The sequence below is a fragment of the Micromonospora sp. NPDC023888 genome, from assembly GCF_040639415.1.
GTDB lineage: Bacteria > Actinomycetota > Actinomycetes > Mycobacteriales > Micromonosporaceae > Micromonospora.
Genome location: NZ_JBEZZW010000018.1, coordinates 101625 through 121840, shown reverse-complemented (window position 1 = coordinate 121840; position 20216 = coordinate 101625). Strand labels below are relative to the sequence as shown.

20 protein-coding genes, 1 pseudogene and 1 riboswitch are annotated in these 20216 nt (G+C 72.7%); of the genes and pseudogenes, 13 read left to right on the top strand and 8 right to left on the bottom strand.

Annotation, left to right across the window (positions count from 1 at the left end; genetic code table 11):
- Positions 1–117: 117 nt before the first annotated feature.
- Positions 118–247, bottom strand: a riboswitch (cobalamin riboswitch).
- 514 nt (positions 248–761) lie between these two features.
- Positions 762–1097, bottom strand: a complete 336-nt coding sequence (locus AB0F61_RS18390; protein WP_357810873.1) for a hypothetical protein — start codon at positions 1095–1097, stop codon at positions 762–764.
- 119 nt (positions 1098–1216) lie between these two features.
- Here AB0F61_RS18390 and AB0F61_RS18385 point away from each other — a divergent pair, with 119 nt between their 5' ends.
- Together AB0F61_RS18385 and AB0F61_RS18380 are read left to right on the top strand one after the other, a co-directional pair.
- Positions 1217–1798 carry an RNA polymerase sigma factor gene (locus tag AB0F61_RS18385; RefSeq protein ID WP_357810871.1) on the top strand — a complete coding sequence of 194 codons (582 nt, stop codon included), beginning with the start codon at positions 1217–1219 and terminating at the stop codon, positions 1796–1798.
- On the top strand, positions 1791–2501 hold the full coding sequence (locus AB0F61_RS18380) for a hypothetical protein (protein WP_357810868.1): 711 nt from the start codon (positions 1791–1793) through the stop codon (positions 2499–2501). Before AB0F61_RS18385 ends, AB0F61_RS18380 begins: the two co-directional genes overlap by 8 nt.
- Here AB0F61_RS18380 and AB0F61_RS18375 read toward each other — a convergent pair.
- The gene (locus tag AB0F61_RS18375; RefSeq protein ID WP_357810865.1) at positions 2498–2827 is read right to left on the bottom strand and encodes a hypothetical protein; all 330 of its coding nucleotides are present in this window, start codon (positions 2825–2827) and stop codon (positions 2498–2500) included. The genes AB0F61_RS18380 and AB0F61_RS18375 overlap by 4 nt on opposite strands.
- 1 nt (position 2828) lies before the next feature.
- Between AB0F61_RS18375 and AB0F61_RS18370 the strand changes: the two genes are divergently transcribed.
- The 3 genes from AB0F61_RS18370 (at position 2829) to ileS (ending at position 7398) form a co-directional block, all read left to right on the top strand.
- The gene (locus AB0F61_RS18370) at positions 2829–3110 is read left to right on the top strand and encodes a hypothetical protein (RefSeq protein ID WP_357810862.1); all 282 of its coding nucleotides are present in this window, start codon (positions 2829–2831) and stop codon (positions 3108–3110) included.
- A gap of 32 nt (positions 3111–3142) precedes the next feature.
- Positions 3143–3808: a hypothetical protein gene (locus AB0F61_RS18365; protein WP_357810860.1), complete on the top strand. Its 666-nt coding sequence runs from the start codon at positions 3143–3145 to the stop codon at positions 3806–3808.
- A gap of 419 nt (positions 3809–4227) precedes the next feature.
- Positions 4228–7398 (top strand): isoleucine--tRNA ligase, encoded by a 3171-nt coding sequence (gene ileS / locus AB0F61_RS18360; protein WP_357810858.1) that lies wholly within the window; start codon positions 4228–4230, stop codon positions 7396–7398.
- Between the two features lie 19 nt (positions 7399–7417).
- On the opposite strand, the gene AB0F61_RS18355 is transcribed toward ileS, so the two are convergent.
- Both AB0F61_RS18355 and AB0F61_RS18350 read right to left on the bottom strand, forming a co-directional pair.
- Entirely contained in the window at positions 7418–8314 is an 897-nt protein-coding gene (locus AB0F61_RS18355; protein ID WP_357810855.1) for an aldo/keto reductase, read from the bottom strand.
- A 73-nt stretch (positions 8315–8387) separates the two neighbouring features.
- Positions 8388–9647: an MFS transporter gene (locus tag AB0F61_RS18350; protein ID WP_357810852.1), complete on the bottom strand. Its 1260-nt coding sequence runs from the start codon at positions 9645–9647 to the stop codon at positions 8388–8390.
- A 161-nt stretch (positions 9648–9808) separates the two neighbouring features.
- On the opposite strand from AB0F61_RS18350, the gene AB0F61_RS18345 reads away from it, so the two are divergent.
- Together AB0F61_RS18345 and AB0F61_RS18340 are read left to right on the top strand one after the other, a co-directional pair.
- A complete protein-coding gene (locus AB0F61_RS18345) occupies positions 9809–10801 on the top strand; it encodes a LacI family DNA-binding transcriptional regulator (protein WP_357810849.1) in 993 nt (330 codons plus the stop codon).
- A gap of 208 nt (positions 10802–11009) precedes the next feature.
- Positions 11010–11549, top strand: a pseudogene (locus AB0F61_RS18340) (phospholipase); the annotation flags it as partial.
- A 57-nt stretch (positions 11550–11606) separates the two neighbouring features.
- Here the strand turns inward: AB0F61_RS18340 and AB0F61_RS18335 are convergent.
- Complete coding sequence (locus AB0F61_RS18335; RefSeq protein WP_357810846.1) at positions 11607–12731, bottom strand: FUSC family protein; 1125 nt, start codon at positions 12729–12731, stop codon at positions 11607–11609.
- 112 nt (positions 12732–12843) lie between these two features.
- On the bottom strand, positions 12844–13473 hold the full coding sequence (locus AB0F61_RS18330; protein ID WP_357810843.1) for a TetR/AcrR family transcriptional regulator: 630 nt from the start codon (positions 13471–13473) through the stop codon (positions 12844–12846).
- A 66-nt stretch (positions 13474–13539) separates the two neighbouring features.
- Here AB0F61_RS18330 and AB0F61_RS18325 point away from each other — a divergent pair, with 66 nt between their 5' ends.
- Positions 13540–14703: an FAD-dependent oxidoreductase gene (locus tag AB0F61_RS18325; protein WP_357810840.1), complete on the top strand. Its 1164-nt coding sequence runs from the start codon at positions 13540–13542 to the stop codon at positions 14701–14703.
- Here AB0F61_RS18325 and AB0F61_RS18320 read toward each other — a convergent pair.
- Together AB0F61_RS18320 and AB0F61_RS18315 are read right to left on the bottom strand one after the other, a co-directional pair.
- Positions 14700–15140, bottom strand: a complete 441-nt coding sequence (locus tag AB0F61_RS18320) for an NUDIX domain-containing protein (protein WP_357810837.1) — start codon at positions 15138–15140, stop codon at positions 14700–14702. The two genes, AB0F61_RS18325 and AB0F61_RS18320, sit on opposite strands and share 4 nt — an antisense overlap.
- Before the next feature lie 9 nt (positions 15141–15149).
- A complete protein-coding gene (locus AB0F61_RS18315) occupies positions 15150–16130 on the bottom strand; it encodes an adenosine deaminase family protein (RefSeq protein WP_357810835.1) in 981 nt (326 codons plus the stop codon).
- 237 nt (positions 16131–16367) lie between these two features.
- On the opposite strand from AB0F61_RS18315, the gene AB0F61_RS18310 reads away from it, so the two are divergent.
- The 5 genes from AB0F61_RS18310 (at position 16368) to AB0F61_RS18290 (ending at position 20216) form a co-directional block, all read left to right on the top strand.
- On the top strand, positions 16368–17162 hold the full coding sequence (locus AB0F61_RS18310; RefSeq protein ID WP_357810831.1) for a DUF3153 domain-containing protein: 795 nt from the start codon (positions 16368–16370) through the stop codon (positions 17160–17162).
- A 112-nt stretch (positions 17163–17274) separates the two neighbouring features.
- Positions 17275–17610 carry a hypothetical protein gene (locus tag AB0F61_RS18305; protein WP_357810828.1) on the top strand — a complete coding sequence of 112 codons (336 nt, stop codon included), beginning with the start codon at positions 17275–17277 and terminating at the stop codon, positions 17608–17610.
- A 12-nt stretch (positions 17611–17622) separates the two neighbouring features.
- Positions 17623–18231: a glycine zipper family protein gene (locus tag AB0F61_RS18300; RefSeq protein WP_357810825.1), complete on the top strand. Its 609-nt coding sequence runs from the start codon at positions 17623–17625 to the stop codon at positions 18229–18231.
- Complete coding sequence (locus AB0F61_RS18295) at positions 18228–18926, top strand: carboxypeptidase-like regulatory domain-containing protein (RefSeq protein WP_357810823.1); 699 nt, start codon at positions 18228–18230, stop codon at positions 18924–18926. The genes AB0F61_RS18300 and AB0F61_RS18295 overlap by 4 nt, the downstream gene beginning before the upstream one ends.
- A 27-nt stretch (positions 18927–18953) precedes the next feature.
- Positions 18954–20216 (top strand): phage tail sheath subtilisin-like domain-containing protein, encoded by a 1263-nt coding sequence (locus AB0F61_RS18290; protein WP_357810820.1) that lies wholly within the window; start codon positions 18954–18956, stop codon positions 20214–20216.

The following is a 20216-nucleotide window of genomic DNA, read 5'->3' as shown; positions in this document are numbered from 1 at the left end:
CGGGCGCGGTGCGGCGCCCACGAAACCTGTCGTGGCGATGGTCATCGGTGAATGCGACGCCGTGCGTCATCGGGTCCTCCTCGGGTGTCCACGCCCTGGGGCACATCCCGACGGCCGAAGTATCCTGGCTTCCGGATCGACGCTCTCCCCCGGCCTTCCAGCCGCAGACACACGGCCGTGACTCACGAGGGGGGATCGCTCCCCGGTGACAGTGGCGGGACCGCGTCGGATTCGCACCGACTTCCTTCACTGCCGTCAGGCCGCGAATGCTGCCACACCGCCGCGCCGCCGGTCAACGCCGGTCCGACCCCGCCAGCCGGACGGCACTCATCGAGCTTCAGCGATTGGCGCGAGCGCGACTCCGCACGGAGCAATGCCCCACATCAATGCCCGACGTCCTTTGCTCTGCTTACCCATGTGCACCGGACACGGAGCGTCACCGGTGCCGATAGGTAAGCAGAGCAAAGGACGTCCGAATGAACTCTGACCTGCGCCGATCATCCGGCAGGGCGGTGCCGGCCGACGCCCTCACCGAGGACGGGTGACCGCCGGATCAGCGTCCGCGATCAATCCCTGGGGCGATCACCATCGTCGCCATGCGATTCCGCCACCTCGCCGGCCGGGTCTGACTCTGTCCGGGCGATCCGGACCGGAGGCGCTCCGGGCCGGCGTCGCCGTCGTGGCCGACGAGCGCGGCAGTGTGATGATCGACGCCGGACAGCGCCCCCGGGCACGCCCCCGGCTGCCTGAGCAGACGAGCCTCAGCGGGCGTGCCGCTCCGGGTGGGCCCGGCTCCAGGCACGCATCCGTTCCGGGTAGCCGGTGCGGCCCGCCTCGTACAGCGGCACCGCGTGTTTGCGGGCGATGGATCCCGCGGCTCGCGGCGTGCCGGTGCGGCGCCGGATCCACTCCCCGTCGTGGGCGACCGCCACCACCGTGGTGTCCGTGGCGGTGGTCTCCGGCTCCAGGTAGAACTCCACCCCGCGCCGGCTGGCGACGAACTCCTCCAGCGCGGCGAGGTCCTCGCGGGTCGCCTCCCGGTCCAGCTTCGTCGGGGTCGCCTCGACACCCCGCGACCGGCGATTGAACCAGCTCATGCCCCACCCCTTCCCTCGACGCCCCTCCAGTGCAGCACCGAATCCTGGCAATACGCTGCACGCCGGGTGGGAGACAGCTGATCCGACGGGGCTGGAACCCGCGGCGGGTGAGCGGTGTCATGAGTGTGACCCGAACGGAGGTTCCCCTGGACGACGACGCGCTCGTCACCCGCGCTCGCTCCGGCGACCTGGAGGCGTACGACCTCCTGGTCGCCCGGCACACCGCGTCCGCGTACCGGACGGCGATGCTGCTCGGCGCGGGCTCGGACTCCGAGGACGTCATCCAGGAGGCGTTCGTGAAGGCGTACCGCAAGTTGTCCCGTTATCGGGGTGAGTCGTCCTTCCGGTCCTGGTTGCTCGCGATCGTCGCCAACGAGACCCGCAACCTGCACCGGTCCCGCGGCCGGCGCGACGGGCTGGTCCTGCGCGCCGCGGCGGCGGACCCGACGTCGGAGATCGCCGAGGACGGTGCGGTGGGAGCGGTCCTCGCCGGGGAGCGCCGCGCCGCGCTGGTGCAGGCCCTGCGTCAACTTCCGGTACGGGACCGCGAGGTGATCGTCTGCCGGTTCTTCCTCGACCTCAGCGAGGAGGAGACGGTGGCGGCGCTGGGCTGTCCTCGGGGCACTGTGAAGTCGCGCACGTCCCGGGCCCTGGCGAAGCTTCGCGGCCTGCTCGACCGGGAGGAGGTCCGGCATGGGTGACCTCGAACGGGAACTGCGCGACCTGTCGGTCTGGCTGGAGACGCCCGAGCCGCCCGACGTGCGCGCCCAGGTCCGTGGACGGCTGCACCGGCCGGTGCGGCGGTGGCGCCCGCTCGCCGCGGCGGCGCTCGTCGCCCTGCTCGTGGCGGTGTTTCCGCCGACCCGTGCCGCCGTCGCGGACGCGGTCACCGGGCTGCTGCGCTTTGCCGGCGTCAGCATCGCCGTCTCGTCCGCGCCGACGCTGCCCGGTGGCGTGGCGTCGCCGTTGCCGGCGCAGCGGGTCGCCGGTCTGGACGAGGCACAACGTTCGGTACGGTTCCCGATCCGCCTACCGGCGAAGCTGGGTCCGCCCGAGCGGGTGCTGGTCGCCGACCCCGATCCCACCGGCGCCTGCCGGGTCGCGACGCTGCTCTACGACGGCGGCGCGCTGCGCGTCGACGCGTTCGACGGTCGCCTCAACCTGTCCTTCCACAAGGAGGTCACACCGCCGGGAGTGGAGTGGGTGCAGGTCAACGACGACTTCGCGGTGTGGGTCGACGGCCCGCACGTGCTGTCGTACGTGGACCGCTCCGGAGCGGTCCACAAGGAGAGCGCCCGACTCGCCGCCTCGACCCTGATCTGGCAGGACGCCGGCGTGAGCTACCGGCTTGAGGGCGCCGTCACCAGGGCCGAGGCGATCGAGATCGCCCGCTCACTGCGCTAGGGAACCTGACGGGCGCGGCCGGTGTCCTGAAGATGCGACGAGTCGTCGACGCGTACCGGAGGGGTCGAGATGGGTTTCTGGGGCAGGTTGCCGTTGGCGGCATCGGTGGTTCTGTTGGCGGGGTGCACGGCCGCGACCGGCGGCGGGTCGGCCGCGCCGACCGCCACCACGGCAGGCGTCGCGAGCACGGCGAGCGTCGTGGGTAGCCCGAGCGCCGCGACGGGCTGCCATTCGCCTGTCGAGACGGCGTCGCTTCCCGACTGGGCGGACGCCGGGTTCCACGGGACCAGCCGGGGCCCGCACGTCTTCGGCGCGAGGGGCGACATCGTGGCGGTGCTGTTCGCTCACCCACTGCGCCAGGTGCGGAAGGACGGGTCGAACAACAAGATCCTGTGGGTGGCCCGCGCCGCCACGACCTCGCCCGACCCGTCGGCACCGGCGACCCTGGTGATCACCGCGACGCTGGACGGCACCGACACGAGGGTGACCCGGGAGGTCGCCGGCGGTCCGGGTCCGTCGATCATCGACATGCCGCAGGCCGGGTGCTGGCACCTCGACCTGCGCTGGTCCGGGCATACCGACACGATGGACCTGGTCTACGCCCCCTGACCCGTGCCCTTCAGCCGCCTAGGCTGCCGGGCATGCTGAACGACCCGCGAGTGGCGGCGGCCCGCGACAACGCCGAATGGTGCGACATCGTCTGCGGCACCCACGGGCTGGCCGGCCGTACCGACGCCGACGCCTGGTCGGTCCCGCACCGCTCACCACAGTGGTATCCGGACGCGGTCACCCTGCGGCCGGGCGTCGACGCCGTGGCCCTGCTGGCCCGGGTCGACGTGGGGCCCGGCGCGTCGGTGAAGGACAGCTTCGCCGACCTCGACCTGTCCGGGTACGGGTTCCGGGTGCTCTTCGACGCGCAGTGGATTCACCGGCAACCGGGGGCGCCGCCGGCCGACGCACCCCTCAGCCAGGTCGCCACCGCCGACGACCTGGCGGCCTGGGCGGCGGCGCACGGCGGCGGGGAGCTGTTCCGCCCCGCGCTCCTGACCGACCCCCGGGTACGGGTGCTCGCCCGCCACGACGACCGGGGTGCGATCACCGGCGGGGCGGTGCTCACCGGCGGCGGCCCGTGCGGCGTCTCCAACCTGTTCACCCGCACCGACAACCCTCGGGACATCTGGCGCGCGATGTGCGCCACCGTGCCCGGCACGCCGCTGCTCGGCTACGAAACCACAGCGGACCTGGCGGCGGCCCGCGCCGCCGGCTTCAGCACCACCGGTCCGCTCCGCGTCTGGCTGCACGCCTAGGGCATGTTTCATAAGGGCGATCGAGCCGAGGCGGAGTCCGGGCGGCGATCCGGCAAGGCGCGGTTTCGTTCGGATACCGGTGTCGTATCCGGGCGAAACCGCAACGCCGCCGGTCGTCGTCCGGGCCCGCCGCAGGCCGGCCAGTTCCTATGAAACATGCCCTAGCACTCCGGCCGCTGGCCGCACCCACGGACAGCTATGCTGAACGGCATCGGCACCGATCCGGCCATCACCGGGGAGCCTCCGGAAGAACGGGCAGCTCGGCCGCCCCAGTAGACCCGGACGTAGCGACACGTCACGTCGCGAAATGGAGCGGCGCCCGCACCGTCGGGCGCAAGCGGGGTGGTACCGCGGAGTCCTGGCCGTACGCCTGACACTTCGTCCCCGCGTGGGCAGTGACCTGATGCCCGCGTGAGCGGATGTGGAGTGTAGGGAGAACGTCGGTGCCGGACGGTCCTTCGAAGTCGCCATTCGTGCCACTACCCACCAAGATCGACCTTGGTGGGATGGACCGTGCGGTCATCGAGTGGTGGCAGACCAACAACGTGTTCGACCGGAGTCTGGAACAGACGGCCGACGGTCCGCCGTGGGTGTTCTACGAGGGGCCGCCGACCGCGAACGGCACCCCGGGCACCCACCACATCGAGGCGAGGGTCTTCAAGGACCTCTTTCCCCGGTACCGGACGATGCGGGGCTTCTCGGTGCCCCGCCGGGCCGGCTGGGACTGCCACGGCCTGCCGGTCGAGCTCGCCGTGGAGAAGGAGCTGGGGCTCAGCGGCAAGCCCGACATCGAGAAGATGGGCATCGCCGAGTTCAACGCCCTGTGCCGTACCTCGGTACTGCGGCACGTGGACGAGTTCGTCCAGCTCAGCGAGCGGATGGGTTACTGGATCGACCTGGAGCACCCGTACCAGACGATGTCCCCGGAGTACGTGGACAGTGTCTGGTGGTCACTGAAGCAGATCCACGACGGCGGGCGCCTGGTGGAGGACTTCCGGGTCGCCCCGTACTGCACCCGCGACGGCACGACGCTGTCCGACCACGAGGTGGCGCAGGGGTACGAGACCGTCACCGACCCGTCCGTGTACGTGCGGTTTCCGGTGCGCGGGGCGGTGGCCGGACACCACGGTGTCGAGCTGCTGATCTGGACCACCACCCCGTGGACCCTGGTGTCGAACACCGCGGTCGCCGTCCATCCCACTGTGACGTACACCCTCGCCCGCACCGGGCAGGGCACGTTCGTCGTCGCCGAACCGTTGACCCGGCGGGTGCTCGGTGACGAGGCGGAGATCCTGGCGACCGTACCGGGGTCGGCCCTGGAGGGGTTGCGGTACGAGCGGCCGTTCGACCTGGTGGACATCCCGGACGCGCACCGGGTGGTCCTCGCCGACTACGTCACGACCGAGGACGGCACCGGCCTGGTGCACCAGGCGCCGGCCTTCGGCGCGGACGACCTCGCCGTCTGCCGCGCGTACGGGTTGCCGCTGGTGAACCCGGTCGCCCCGAACGGGCGGTTCAACGACGGCATCGACCTGGTCGGCGGGGTGTTCTTCAAGGACGCCGACGCGTTGCTCATCGACCGCCTCAGGACGTCCGGTCGGCTGTTCCGGCACGAGCCGTTCGAGCACCCGTACCCGCACTGCTGGCGGTGCCACACCCCGCTGATGTACTACGCGCAGCCGTCCTGGTACATCCGGACCACCGAGGTACGCGACGAGCTGACCCGGGAGAACGAGAACACCAACTGGTTCCCGGAGCACATCAAGCACGGCCGCTACGGCGACTGGCTGAAGAACAACATCGACTGGGCGGTGTCCCGCTCCCGGTACTGGGGCACCCCGCTGCCGCTGTGGCGCTGCCCGGACAACCACGTGACAGCCGTCGGCTCCCGCGCGGAGCTCGGCGAGCTGGCCGGCGCCGACCTGTCCGAGCTGGATCCGCACCGCCCGTACGTCGACGAGATCACCTTCGCCTGCCCGGACTGCGGCCTTGTCGCCACCCGGGTACCGGAGGTGATCGACGCCTGGTACGACTCCGGAGCGATGCCGTTCGCGTCGTTGGGCTACCCCCACGTGCCGGGTAGCAGGGAGATCTTCGAGCGCACCTACCCGGCCCAGTACATCTGCGAGGCGATCGACCAGACGCGGGGATGGTTCTACACGCTGATGGCCGTGGGCACCCTGGTCTTCGACAGGTCCCCGTACGAGAACGTGGTCTGCCTCGGGCACATCCTGGCCGAGGACGGCCGCAAGATGAGCAAGCACCTGGGCAACATCCTGCTGCCGATCCCGTTGATGGACACGCACGGGGCAGACGCGGTGCGCTGGTTCATGGCCTGCTCCGGCTCACCGTGGTCGCCGCGCCGGATCGGGCCCGGTCCCCTCGACGAGATCGTCCGCAAGGTGTTGATGACCTACTGGAACACGGCGGCGTTCTTCTCCCTCTACGCGGCGCACTCGACGTGGGCGCCGCACCTGGCGCAGCCCGTCGCCCAGCGACCGGTGCTGGACCGGTGGATCGTCGGCGAGGTCCACGCCCTCGCCGCCGCCGTGGACGAACGGTTGCAGAACTACGACACGGCCCGCGCCGGCCGACTGCTCGCCGACTTCGTCGACGACCTGTCGAACTGGTACGTGCGGCGCTCGCGGCAGCGTTTCTGGGAGGGCGAGCCCGACGCCCTCACCACCCTGTACGAGTGCCTCGACATCCTCACCCGGCTACTCGCGCCGTTCATTCCCTTCCTCACCGAGGAGGTGTGGCAGCAGGTCGTCCGACGTGGCGCCGCATCGGCCCCGGAGTCGGTGCACCTGGCGACCTGGCCCACGCCCGACACCTCGCTGATCAGCGCCGAGCTGTCGGCCCAGGTGGCCACGGCGCGGGCGCTGGCCGAGGCGGGCCGGTCGGCGCGTAAGGCGAGCGGCCTGCGGATCCGGCAGCCGTTGAGCCGGGCGCTCGTGGGGCTGCCGGCCGGCACGGTGCTCCCGCAGGCGTTGCTCGACGACATCGGCGACGAGTTGAACGTCAAGGTCCTCCAGCCGCTCGATTCGCAGAGCGGGGTCATCGACGTGCAGGTCAAGGCGAACTTCCGGACCCTGGGTCGCCGGTTCGGCAACCGCACCCAGCACGTCGCGAAGGCCATCGCCGCCGTGGCCCCCCGGGACCTGGTCGACGGCGTCCGGGCCAATGGGGCGTACCCGCTGTCGGTCGATGGTGAGCAGGTCGAGGTGGGCCTGGACGACATCCTGATCACGGAGGTGCCGCGCACCGGTTGGGTCGTGGAGTCCCAGCGCGGCGCGACGATCGCGGTGGACACCGAGATCACTCCCGAACTCGCGGCCGAGGGCGTCGCCCGCGACGTCGTCCGCATCATCCAGCAGGCCCGCCGCGACGCTGACTTCGAGGTCGCCGACCGGATCACGGTGTCGATCGCCGCGCCCGCGGAGGTCGCGGCGGCGATCTCCACGCATCAGAAGCTCATCGCGCACGAGACCCTCGCGCTCACCCTGACGGTGGTGGACGCGTTGTCGGAGGGCTTCTCCGGCACCGTGGGCGACGGTCAGGAGATCATGGTGCACGTCGTGCGGGCCTGAGCGGCGCGGGGGTGGACGATCAACCCAGACGGGTCAGGTCCTCCGGGGTCAGGCGGAGGGCTCCGGCGGCCACGTTCTGCGCGAGGTGGTCCGGGTCCCCGGTGCCGGGAATGGCGAGCACGTGGGCGCCCTGGTGCAGGGTCCAGGCCAGGCGTACCTGCTGCGGTGTGACGCCGTGGGCGCGGGCGACGGCCTCGACGGCCTCGCTCTGCACGGCGCTCGCGCCCGCCTCCCGACCGGTGCCGGCCAACGCGAAGAACGGCACGTAGGCGATCCGCCGCTCACCGCAGGCCCGGACGACGTCGTCCTGTTTCCGGTAGGCGTCCACCCCGTAGTTGTTCTGCACGCAGACCACCGGCGCGACGTCGGCCACCTCGTCCAGCTGCTCAAGCCGGACGCCGGACAGCCCGAGGTGCCGGATCAGCCCGGCGGCGCGCAACTCGGCGAGCGCGCCGAACCGGTCGACGAGCGGCACGGCACCGGGCCCCCGGCCGAGGCGCAGGTTCACCACGTCGAGCTGGTCGCGGCCGAGGCGACGCAGGTTCTCCTCGACCTGGGCACGCAACTGGGCCGGGGTGAGCGCCTCGGTGAAGCCCGCCTGCGGGTCGTACCCGAAGCCGACCTTGGTGGCGATCACCAGGTCGTCCGGGTACGGGGCGAGCGCCGCGCGGATCAGGTCGGGGGCGTAGCGGGCCGGGCCGGTGCCGACGCCGAGGGCGCCGCCGGGCGAGACGTAGAACGCGGCCGTGTCGATGTGGTTGACGCCCAGCTCCACGGCGCGGCGCAGCAGGGCGACCGCCCGGTCGCGGTCGGGATTGGCGGTGATCCGCATGGAGCCGAAGCCCATCCGGTACACGGTCCGGTCGCCCAGGGTCCAGGTGCCCGCCGCGGCGGCGGTGATCTCGTCGGTTGGCATCGGGCGACAGTAACCAGCACGGGTACGCGGCGCAGTCGGCCGCGTACCCGATACCGCCCGGCGGTGACGTGGGTTAGTTTTTACCTACCGACGGAGCAGTTTCGGCGGTGTGCGGCGGGCGCAGCACCGGCACCAGCAGCAGGGTCGGCAGCAGCAGCAGCGGCACCACCAGCAGGGCGCGCAGCGTGCCGACCTGGTCGCCGAGCAGCCCCAGCAGCGGCGGCCCACCCAGGAACGCGGTGTAACCGATCACCGCGACCACGCTCACCCGCACCGGCGCGTGTGCCTCCTCGTCGGCGGCCGCGCTCATCCCGACCGGGAAGCCCAGCGACGCACCGAGACCCCACAGCGCGACGCCGACGATGGCGAGCGGCCCCGAACCGGCGAGCACGGCCAGGCCGGCACCGACCACGGCGAGCCCGATGGTGCCGGTGAGCACCGGCACCCGACCCCAGCGGTCCAGCGCGACGGTGCCCGCGGTGCGCCCGGCGGTCATGCCCACGACGAAGACCCCGAAGACCGCCGCGCCGGCTGCCTCGCTCAGGTCCCGTCCGTCGATGAACGCGACGGCCAGCCAGTCGTTGGCGGCACCCTCGGTGAACGCGGCCACCAGCACGAACAGCCCGATCAGCAGGGTGCGCGGTTCCCGCCAGGCGGCGAGCTGGGCACGGCGGCGGGCCGCCGGGGTGGCGTCCGCCGGGTCGCCGGTGTGATCGCCGACGACGGGCAGGAACGTCCGGGACGCGAGCACGGTGCCGGCCAGCACGATCACCGCCACCGCGACGAGGTGCGCGCCGACCGCCACGTCGAACCGGGCCGCGCCGGCGCCGAGCGCCGCTCCGGCCACCGAACCGAGGCTCCACCCCGCGTGGAAACGGGGCATGATCGTACGACCGAGGCGGCGTTCCACAGCCGCGCCCTCGACGTTCATCGCCACGTCGCAGGCACCGGAGCCGTAGCCGAAGGCGGCAAGTCCCAGGGCCACGATGGCGAACGACCCGGTCATCGTGGCGCCCAGCCCCGCCACGGTCAGGCCGAGGGCGACAAGCACGGTGGCCAGGGTCACGGTGCGGGCCGCGCCGAGTCGCTGGGCGAGCAGGCCGGAGGTGGGCATGGCGAGCAGCGCGCCGACGCTCATCGCCAGCAGGAGCAGCCCGAGGCGGCCGGCGGAGAGGTCCAACGCCTCGCGGACCGCCGGTACGCGGGAGAACCAGCTACCGACGGCCAGCCCGTTGAGGGTGAAGGTGACAGCGACGCCGTTGCGGGCGATCAGCACCGCCCGCGAGGGCGGTGTGGTGGCCGGGGCCAGGGGTCTGCTGGTGGGGGCGCTCACGGGGTCAGGTCCTCTTTCTCGGGGTGATCTCCTGGCACGATCGCACACCTGAGAGCGCTACCACCACAACCGGCAACCGCCCCTTACCGCCAATGGACCGACCAGGGCATGATGTGAACAGGCGTTTGTCCGACCGGACGGGCCGCCGCGGGGAGGCGACGATGACGGCAGCGGCACAGCGACCTGCCACTCTCGAGGACGTCGCCCGGATCGCCGGGGTGTCGCGGTCCACCGCGTCGCGGGTGATCGCCGGCACGGGGTTCGCCTCGCCGGCAGCTCGGGAACAGGTCACGGCAGCCGTCGACCAGCTCGGTTACGTGCCGAACCCGGCCGCGCGGGCGCTGGTCCGCGGCGGCGGCGGCGTACGACTGGTCGTGGCCGCTCAGGGGGCCAGCGCGGCGGTGCTGGACGACCCGTACGTCCACCAGGTGGTCGGCTCGGCCGCCCGGGTGTGCACTCCCGCCGGTGTCGGGGTGGCGCTGCACTGGCTGCCGCTCGGTGACCCCCGCGGCCTGCACCAGCTCGCCGGGGACCGCACCGTGTGCGGGGTGATCCTGGTCAACACCACCGAGGACCTGCTGGCGGCGGTGCCCGGGTCGCTGCGCGGCCGGGTGGTCTCGATCGGAGTCGGCTCGGCGACCGTGCCGTCGTTCGACGTCGACAACGCCGCCGGCTCGGACGCGGTACTCCGCCACCTGTACGCCGCCGGTCGCCGCCGGATCGCCATGGTGACCGGCCCCCGGTGGCTGCCCTGCGCGCAACGCCCCGTGCAGACGTACCGCCGGCTGATGCGCCAGGCCGGCCTGCCGGAGTGGGAGATCACCGGGGACTTCACGGCGGCGCGCGGCCGGGTGGCCGCCGGCGAGGCACTGCGCCGCTGGGCGGACGTCGACGCGATCTACGCGATCAGCGACGACACCGCGCTGGGAGTGATCGCGGGGCTGCGCGACGCCGGTGTACGGGTGCCGAGTGACGTCGCGGTGGCCGGCTTCGACGACATCCCGCTGGCCGGGATGACCGCCCCGGCCCTGACCACGGCGAGTCACCCGGTCGGGCGGATCGCCGTGGCCGCGGCCACCGCCCTGCTGGACGGGCGTCCGGCCGCCCGGGTGACTCTCTTCCCGTCCACCCTGGTGGCCCGGGCCAGCGCCTGAGCCCCGACCGCCGGCGGGTCGCCGCGCCTCCCGCGCGAGGCCGACGGTTAAGCCCTGGCCGCCCGGGTAACCGCGTCGGACGTTGCGTCGACCGCGAGGAGCGCAGGCCGTGTCCGACTCCGCGCCGCCGTACCCGGATCCCCGGCACGGGCGGCTGACCGCCCGCCCCCACCCGCCGGTGACGCCGGGCCCCACCGGGCTGGTGCGGATGACCGGCCCCGACGGGGAACGGCTGGCGCTGGCGTACGTCCCGGATCCGGCACCCGACGGTTCGGCGTACCGGCTGGTGCTGCTCCTGCACGGCGCGGGCGGCTCCGCGCGACAGGGGCTGGACCTGCTGTCGCCGGTGGCGGACGCGCAGCACCTGCTGCTTGTCGCCCCGGAGTCGTCGGCGGCGAGTTGGGACCTGATCGCCGGCGGTTTCGGGGCGGACGTCCGACGGATCGACGGGCTGTTGGCGACCGTGTTCGACGGCTACCCGGTGCGGGACGTGACGTTCGGTGGCTTCTCCGACGGCGCCTCGTACGCGCTCTCCCTGGGCCTGGCGAACGGGGATCTGGTCGACGCGGTGCTGGCCTTCTCCCCCGGTTTCGCCGCGCCACCGACCACCCACGGTCGACCACGGATCTTCGTCTCGCACGGTGTCGACGACCGGGTGCTGCCCATCGACGTGTGCAGCCGCCGCCTCGTTCCGCACCTGCACGGCCTCGGGTACGACGTCAGGTTCGAGGAGTTTCCCGGCGGCCACGAGATCCCCGCTTCGATCCGCGACCGCGCCACCACCTGGCTCACGCTCGGGGAGACGTCAGACGGCGGGGAGGCCGAGGGCTTCGTCGACGCGGGCGAGGACGGCGGCGTCGTCCTCCGGGTTGACGCCCCGCAGCAGGTCGATGGCCGTGGCCCGGACCTGACCGACGATCATGGCTAGGGGAAGGGTGGGCGCGGTGCCGAAGAGCTGCCCGGCGGTGTGTACGGCGGCCAGCGCCGACTCGGCGGCCCGGGTGCCGTGCCGGTCGGCGGTCTCGTCGTGGCCGTCGAGGTCGGCGGCGAGGGCGGCACCGGCCTGGCGAACGGCCTCGGCAAGCGATCGCAGGGCGGCTCCCAGCTCGGGCGGCGCCGGGGTGTGCAGCCGGCTGAGCGTCACGCCGGCGCGGGCCAGCACCCGGACGTTGCGGACCGCGTAGTCGATCTGCCGGATCGACTCGTCCACCGATCTCAGCCGACCGATGTGCCGGCGCCGACGTACGTTGAGCCGCAGTGCCTCACCGGCGGCCAGCACCCCGTCGCGCAGCCCGTCCACCCGGGCGTCCATTCCCCGGGCCTGCGTCAGCGCCGCGAACGCGGCGGCCTCGTCGCCGTGGTCAAGCGCGTCGGCGATCTCGCCGAGCAGCCCGGCGAGTTCGTCGAAGGTCCGCCGCACCTCGGCGACAAGCGGCGCGAGGGGGTGCCGGGCGTCGACAAGCAGGCTGGCCGCGAGCGCGACAGCGCCGCCGATCAGCGCGTCGACGAAGCGGAACGGCACCAACGACCCGTCCGGCGGTGCGACCACCACCAGGTAGAGCGCGGAGACCGCGGCCTGCACGAGCGTCACGCCGGTGGCTCCGAAGGCCACCGCGAGGACGACGGTGAGCAGGATGACGGTGCCGACCGTCCAGGTGCTGCCGGGGCCGAGTGCCTGCACCACCAGGTCCGCGACGAGCACCCCGGCGGCGACCCCGAGCACGACCTCGACGGCCCGGCGAATACGTTGACCGCGCGCCTGGCCGAGAACGATCAGCGCCGCGGCCGGCGCGAAGAACGGCTGGGGATGCCCGAGCAACCGGGTGGCCAGCAGCCACGCCACGGTCGCCGCCACGGTCGCCTCCAGCACCGGCCGCCAGCCGTGCCGCAGCCGCCCACCGGCCGTCCGCAGACCGCTGAACCGCACCATCGCCACCTCCTTGCGCCGCCGGCCCCCGACACCCGGGGTGATCGTCTCCCATCACGCGAGGGACCTGCTCACCGGGCTGCTCCGGGGTGGGATCGCGGACCGGGACGGCGGGTCACTTCCCGGTGAGGGCGCGCAGCAGCGTACGGACCGCCGTGCTCAGGTCGGCACGGCTGGCCGCGCTGCCGGGCTGCGGGGCGCTGAGCGCGCCCGCGCCGACCAACCTGTCGAAGAGCAGCCCGTCCACGAACGCGACGAACTGGTCGCCCTGTCGCTCGGGGTCGGCGGCCCCGGCCCGGGTCAGCAGGTCCCGGGCCTGCACCCGCAGGCCGGTGCCGTGTTGCAGGATGCCGCGCAGCTCGGGCCGGTGCACCGCCTCCAGCAGGCAGGCGTACCGGGCCAGGGTCCGGCTGCGCCCGGTGCTGAGCCAACGGTCGAGCACCTCGGCGACGCCGACGGCGAGGCCGTCGAGATCGTTTCCGTCGAGCCGGGGGGCGCCGGTCGGCGGCGGCGGGCCGGTCGGCAGGTCGTGGTGCGCCAGGTCGGCCCGGTCCCGTTCGGCGAGCCGCCCCACCACTGCCTCGATCAGCGCCTGCCGGGTGCGCAGGTACGCGGAGGTGGTGCCGGGGGGCATCCCGGCGCGGCCGTCGACCGCCCGGTGGGTGAGCGCTCGCATGCCACCGTCGGCGATCAACTCGATGGCCGCGTCGGTGAGCGTCGCGATCCGGTTCGCCCGCGCCGTCATGGCACTCCTTCTTCTCGGGGTCCGCAGGTAGTATCACTCTTCTACAGATGTAGAAGGAGGATCGACATGGACGACGCACACGCGGTAGTGGTGGGCGGCGGGATCGGCGGGTTGAGCGCGGCTCTCGCCCTGCACCGGCACGGGTGGCGGGTCACCGTGCTGGAGCGCGCCGCCGAGCTGCGCGAGGTCGGTGCCGGCCTGAGCCTGATGTCCAACGCGGTGCGCGGCCTGGACGCCCTCGGCCTCGGCCCGGCCCTGCGCCGGGGTGGCCACGGTGAGGCACCCGGCGGCATCCGCGACCGGCACGGGCGGTGGCTGTCCCGGGTGGACGCCTCGGAGATGATCCGGCAGCTCGGCACCACGGCGCTCGGCGTGCACCGGGCCACGCTGCATCGCAGCCTGCGCGAGGCCCTGCCGGCCTCCTCCCTGCGCACCAACGCCACTGTGGAACACGTCGAGTCCGACCCGGACCACGCCGAGGTGCGCTACCGGGGGCCCGACGGCCCGCACACCCTGGACGCCGACCTGGTGGTCGGTGCCGACGGCCTGCGCAGCCTGGTCCGCGCCCACCTCTTCCCGCGACACCCCGGCCCGGTGTACGCGGGGTCGACGGCGTGGCGCGCGGCTATCGCGTTTCCGGACCCGGTCCCGGCCGCGATCACCTGGGGACCGGGAGCCGAGTTCGGCATGGTGCCGATCGGCGACGGCCAGCTCTACTGGTACGGCGCACTGAACGCCCCGCCCGGCGGCCACGCCCCCGACGAGCTGGCGGTCCTGCGGGAACACTTCGGCGACTGGCACGCCCCCATCCCGGCGCTGCTCGCGGCGACCCCACCCGGCGTCGTCCTGCGCAACGACATCCACCATTTGGCCGTGCCGCTGCCCTCGTACGTGCGGGGACGGGTGGCACTGCTCGGCGACGCCGCCCACCCGATGACACCAAACCTCGGTCAGGGCGCCGGGCAGGCCATCGAGGACGCCGTGGTGCTCGGCGCGGTCTGCGCCGACGGTGCCGAGGGGGTGCCCGCCGCCCTGGCCGCGTACGACAGGCAGCGTCGACCGCGCAGCCAGTCCGTGGCCCGGGCCTCCCACGTCGCCGGGCGGTTCGGACAGCAACTGCACAACCCGATCGCCGTCGCGGTGCGCAACACCGCGTTGCGCCTCACCCCGGGCCGGGCCGCCCTGCGGAGTATGGCCCGCTACGCCGACTGGCGACCCCCCGCCGGCTAGGCCGGCCCGGTGGGCGTCCGGCCGGTGAACGAGGCGGTGTAGTCGGACGCAGCGAGGAACCGGGTCAGCACCTCCTGGGTGCCCGGAGTCCACTGACGACCGTTGAGCACCTCGTCGCCGGGCACGAAGACCATCGCCGCGCCCTCACCGAGCACCACGTCCTCCTGCCGGGCCCGGGTGAGGCCGAGAAAGTAGTGCATCTCCCGGCCCAGTTCGGGACGCGCCTGCACGGCGATCGGGCGCAGCGGCCCGTCGGGGCGCAGGCCGGTCTCCTCCCACAGCTCCCGCTCGGCGGCCTGCTCCGGCGTCTCCCCCGCCTCCGCGTGGCCGCCGGGCAGCCCCCACACGTCCGGGTGGTACATCGCGTCGGCGTCGCGCAGTTGCAGCAGCACCCGCCCGTCGGGATCCACGAGCAGCACACACGCGACGACAATCACCGGCTCAGCTTAGGCGGGTGCGCCGCCCTGGTACGCCTGCTCCCCCACCGCCACCAGTCGCGCGTGGTCGGCGGCGTCGGTGAGCATGCCGCGCAGGCCGGCGGCGTAGGCGGTCGCGGCGGGCACCCCGAGCTGGGCGGCGAACGCGTACTCATCTGCCAGGGTGATGTCGAAGATGGCCGGGTCGTCGGTGGACACCGAGCAGGCGACCCCGGCGTCGGTCAGCACCGTCAACGGATGCGGCAGGTCCGGTCGGGCCACGCCGAGGCGCAGGTTGGAGGTGGGCGTCACGTCCAACACGACGCCCCGCCCGGCCAACTCGGCGACCAGCTCCGGGTCCTCCACGGCCCGCACCCCGTGCCGGATCCGGACCGCGCCCATCGCCAGCACCTCGCGGACCGCCTCCGGCCCGGCCGCCTCGCCCGCGTGCGGCACGAACGGCAGGCCGCCGTCGCGAGCCAGCTCCACCATCCGGCGGTACGGCGTGGTCGGGTGCCGCCCCTCGGCGCCGGACAGCCCGAAGCCGACCACGCCCCGCCCGGCGAACCGGGTGGCGATGCGGGCCGCGTTCTCGGTGAAGCCCACCTCGTGGCCCCGGCAGACCTGCGGGGTCAGCCCGATCGACACCCCGTACGACTCACGGGCCTCGACCGCCGCGTCGACCAGGGCGGCGAGCAGGTTCGCCCAGCCGGACAACCCGAGCCGCTCCTCGGCGTCCACTATCGGTTCCAGGTGGACCGCGCCGTCGCGGGCGGCCTCCGCCGCGTAGGCCAGCAGTGCCCGCTGGTAGTCCTGCGGCGTCCGCAGCACCGTCGTCATCGCGTTCCAGGTGGCGATGAAGTCGTACAGGTCGTCGAACCGTCCGGGTGTCTCGGCCGGCACCGGGAGGCGATGGCCGCGGGCCAGCGCGGCGAGCAGCGCCGGACGGACCGTTCCCTCCAGGTGGACATGCAGTTCGATCTTCGGGGTGTGGCGCTGAGCCGGCGTCATCGTGGTCCTCGGGGGTGGCTGAACGGGTGCGCCCAGCCTGCCCCAGCCCGCCCGGACCGACCTCCCCCGCGCGGGGGATCACCACCAGGAAACTGTTCTTGGCCCCAAAGCTCCAGAGTAGTCAATTGCACGCCGGTCGGCCTCGGTCACATATGACAGTGCGTCGGTACAATCGGCGACTACCTTGTGACTGATCGCTGACTGCTCTTGGTGAAATGGATCACACACACTGAGCCCATGAACAGGAGAGTCAACCGCGGTAAGGCACTCCGCGTCGCGGTGTGTCTCGTTCTGGTCGCCGCGCTGAGCGGCTGCATGCAACTCAACATGGGGCTCACTGTCAACGCCGACGACACGGTCGACGGGCAGTTGCTGCTGACCGCCGAGAAATCCCTGCTGACCTCGCGGAACAAGAACATCCCGGTGGCCTTCGCGGAGCTGCGGCAGAACATTCCCGCCCTGCCGGCGGGGGAAGAGACCCGGTACGAGGACGACAAATTCTTCGGCGCCCAGATCAGTTATCGCAAGGCACCGCTGGCAGGTTTCGACACGGAGAGCGTGAAACTTGTCCGGGCCGGCGACTTGTACCGTTTCACGTTGCCGCTCGATCCGTCGAAATACGGCGGAAAGGTGGCCGAGCAGAATCCGCAGCAACAGCAGGCATTCCTCAAGTTGATGTCGTTCGAGATCTCGGTGACATTCCCCGGCCGGGTGATCGACAGCAACGGCACCGTCAATGGCCGGTCGGTCAGCTGGAAGGTCGACCCCAACAAGGACAAGCCGGCCGAGCTGCGCGCCGTCGCCGAGGCGCCACCTCGACCGTCCACCTCGCCGGCCGCCGCCGCTGACGACGGCGGCGGGATCGGATGGCCGCTGATCGTCGGCGGTGCCCTCCTCCTCCTGCTGCTGCTCGCCGCGGTGGGCGTACTCCTGCTGCGACGCCGGCACGCCACGGCGCCGGCGGCCCCCGACCCGACCTCGCCCGGACCGACATCGCCGGGCCCGCCCGCCGGCGCCCCGGGGCCCGGTTGATCCACCCGGTGGCCGGCTCAGCCGGCCACGCCCGGCCCCGGTGCTCCCACCCGGCAGCACCGGACCTCACCACCACATCCCGGTCGCACCATCGCAGAAAAGGGGGATCGTCATGAGCGATCTCTTCACCTGGGCAGCCCTGGGGACCATCGCGGGCGCGAGCGCCGCCACCCTGCTGGCCACCAACGTCATCGGCGGGCTGATCGGCCCCAGTGGCGACAAACTCCGCAAGTGGATCGCCATCGCCATCGCGCTCCTGCTGTCCTACCTGACCGCGGCGTTCGCCGACGACGCCGGCGGCGAGAAGTGGATCATCGCGTTCTTCAACGCGCTCGTCATCTTCTCCGCAGCCCTCGGTGTCAACCAGTTCCCGCCCGGCAACCGGCAGGCCACGCCGACCCAGGTCGCGAGCGGTCGCGAGCCCCGAGTCTTCCGTTCCTGGGTCTGAGGGGATGACGTCATGATCTTCGGAGTTCTCAGCGCGGCGGTCCAGGTCATCCTCGGCGCCCTGTTCGGCTTCCTCGCCGGCGGCCCGATCGGGCTCGTGGTCGGCGCCGTCGTGGGCCTGCTCGTCGGCGCGGTCTTCGGCTGGGCGGTGGCCTCCGCCGGGGTGTACGCGGCGGACGCCCGCGGCATCTTCCTCTTCGTCGTCGACCACACCTGGAGTCTGCTCAACACGGTCGTCGGCGCCATCTACCTGACCGTGCACCTGGTCTTCGGGCACTCGCTGGACCGGCCCACCTCGTCGGGCAGCGGCCGGGTCAGCGTGGTGGAGGGGGTCTCGCCCCGCTACGCCACCACCATCGGCACCGTCTGCGCCGGCTCCAGCTCGGGCATCCAACGCCACGAGGACGTGCACATCTTCCAGGGTCGCCTGCTCGGCCCGCTCTACATCCCGCTGGTGCTCGCGAACTACGTGCTGTTCACCATCGCCCCGGTGTGGCTGCTCTACCACGACCACACGAACGCCCCGATCAACCGGTTCACCAGGTACTTCGAGATCGGCGTCTACCCGCACGTGTGGAACGAGGCCATCGCGTACCGGATCCAGGGGACGCCGCCGCGATGAGCGACCACGGGCGCGGACCGATCGAGACGGCCACCGCCGAGTTGGCCGCCTGGCTGACCAGCGCCGCGGGCGAACCCGTCCCGATCGGCCCGCCCCGCACCGACGGCGACGCCGCCGGCCTCACCCTCTGGCCGCTGGAGCTGCGCCCGGCCCGGCAGACCCGCTCCAGCGGCGCGGTCCGCGAACCGTACCGGTTCACGGTCCGCCACCTGCTCTACGTGACCGGGCCGGCCGGGTTGCCCCGGCTGGACCGGGTACTCACCACCGCCACCCGTGACGGCAGCTACGAGGTCGTCCTGGAGGCGGGCGACGCCGCGCTGTGGGCGGCGTTCGGCGCCGCGCCGCGCCCGGCGCTGCTCATCGACGTACCCGCACAGGTCGACCACCCGGCCCCGGCCGCGCCACCGGTGCTGCAACCGCTGCGGTTGCGGCAACTGGACGTACGCACTCTCACCGGCCGGGTGGTCGGCCCCGAGGACCAACCCCTCGCCGCGATGCGGGTCGAGCTGTCGGCCACCGGGTCCGCCACCCGCACCGACACCGACGGCCGGTTCCAACTCGTCGGCGTCCCGCACGACCCCGAGCACCCGGGCCCGGCCCGGCTCCGGCTGACCGGGCGTGGGCTCGTCCTCACCGCCGACGTCGACCCCGGCGAACCCGACCTCGTCATCGTCTGCGCGCCACCGACCCACTGACGCCCGCCCACCCGCACAGGAGGACCGATGCCCAGCTACTTCTCCCCCGGCATCTATGTCGAGGAGGTCCCCAGCGGCGCCCGACCGATCGGACCGGCGAGCACCAGCATCGCCGCCTTCGTCGGTCTCGCCCCGAACCGCGACGCCCAACTGGGCCGGGCGGTGCCGGTCAACAACTGGACGGAGTTCCTGCGGCTCTTCGCCGACGGAGAACGGGTGGAGAGCACCCCGCTGGCCCGAGCGGTCTTCGGTTTCCTGGACAACGGGGGCGCCCGCTGCTGGGTGGTGAACGTCGGCGAGGGCGGCGCGATCACCGGCACCGGGCAGCGGCGCGGTGGCCTGCAACTGCTGGAGGCCATCGACGAGATCTCCATCATCGCCGCGCCCGGCTTCCACGACGTGGTGTCGCACGAGGCGCTGCTCAGCATGGCCGAGCGGACCCGCACGATGGTCGCCATCTGCGACCCGGCACCCGACATCGACGACATCGCCGCGCTGACCCGGGTCGCGACGCCGTCCACCGGCAAACCCCCCAAACCCGCAGAGGGTACGGGCGGCGGCGCGGCCGGCGGTCCCGGCGGCGGCGCGGCCCAGCCGGGCGGCTCCGGCGGCCACGAGGGGGCCGCCTACCGGCCGCGGCAGTCCGAATTCGGCGCGTTCTACTACCCCTGGCTGCGGGTCCGCGACCCGATCAGCGGCGAGTTGGAACTGACCCCGCCGAGCGGGCACCTGGCCGGCATCTGGGCCCGCACCGACGCCCTGCGCGGAGTGCACAAGGCACCCGCCAACGAACCCGTCCGCGGGGCCGTGGACCTGGCCTACCTGGTCACCCGGCCGGAACACGACGTGCTCAACCCCAAGGGCGTCAACGTGATCCGCTACTTCGCCGGTGAGGGCATCCGGGTCTGGGGGGCCCGTACGCTCGCCGCCGAGGCCAGCGAGTGGCGCTACCTCAACGTCCGACGCCTCAGCATTGCCATCGAGCAGGCCATCGCCAACGGCACCCGGTGGATGGTGTTCGAGCCCAACGACTTCACCCTCTGGCGCTCGATCCGGCGCGACATCGGGGCGTTCCTCACCCGGGTGTGGCGCGACGGCGCGTTGCTCGGGCGCAGCCCCGAGGAGGCGTTCTTCGTCAAGTGCGACGAGGAGACCAACCCGGCGGACGTCCGCGACGCGGGCATGGTGATCGCCCACATCGGCATCGCCGTCGTCAAGCCCGCCGAATTCGTGGTGTTCAAGCTGAGCCAGTGGGCCGGCGGCACCGAGACCGAGACGATCGGAGGCTGA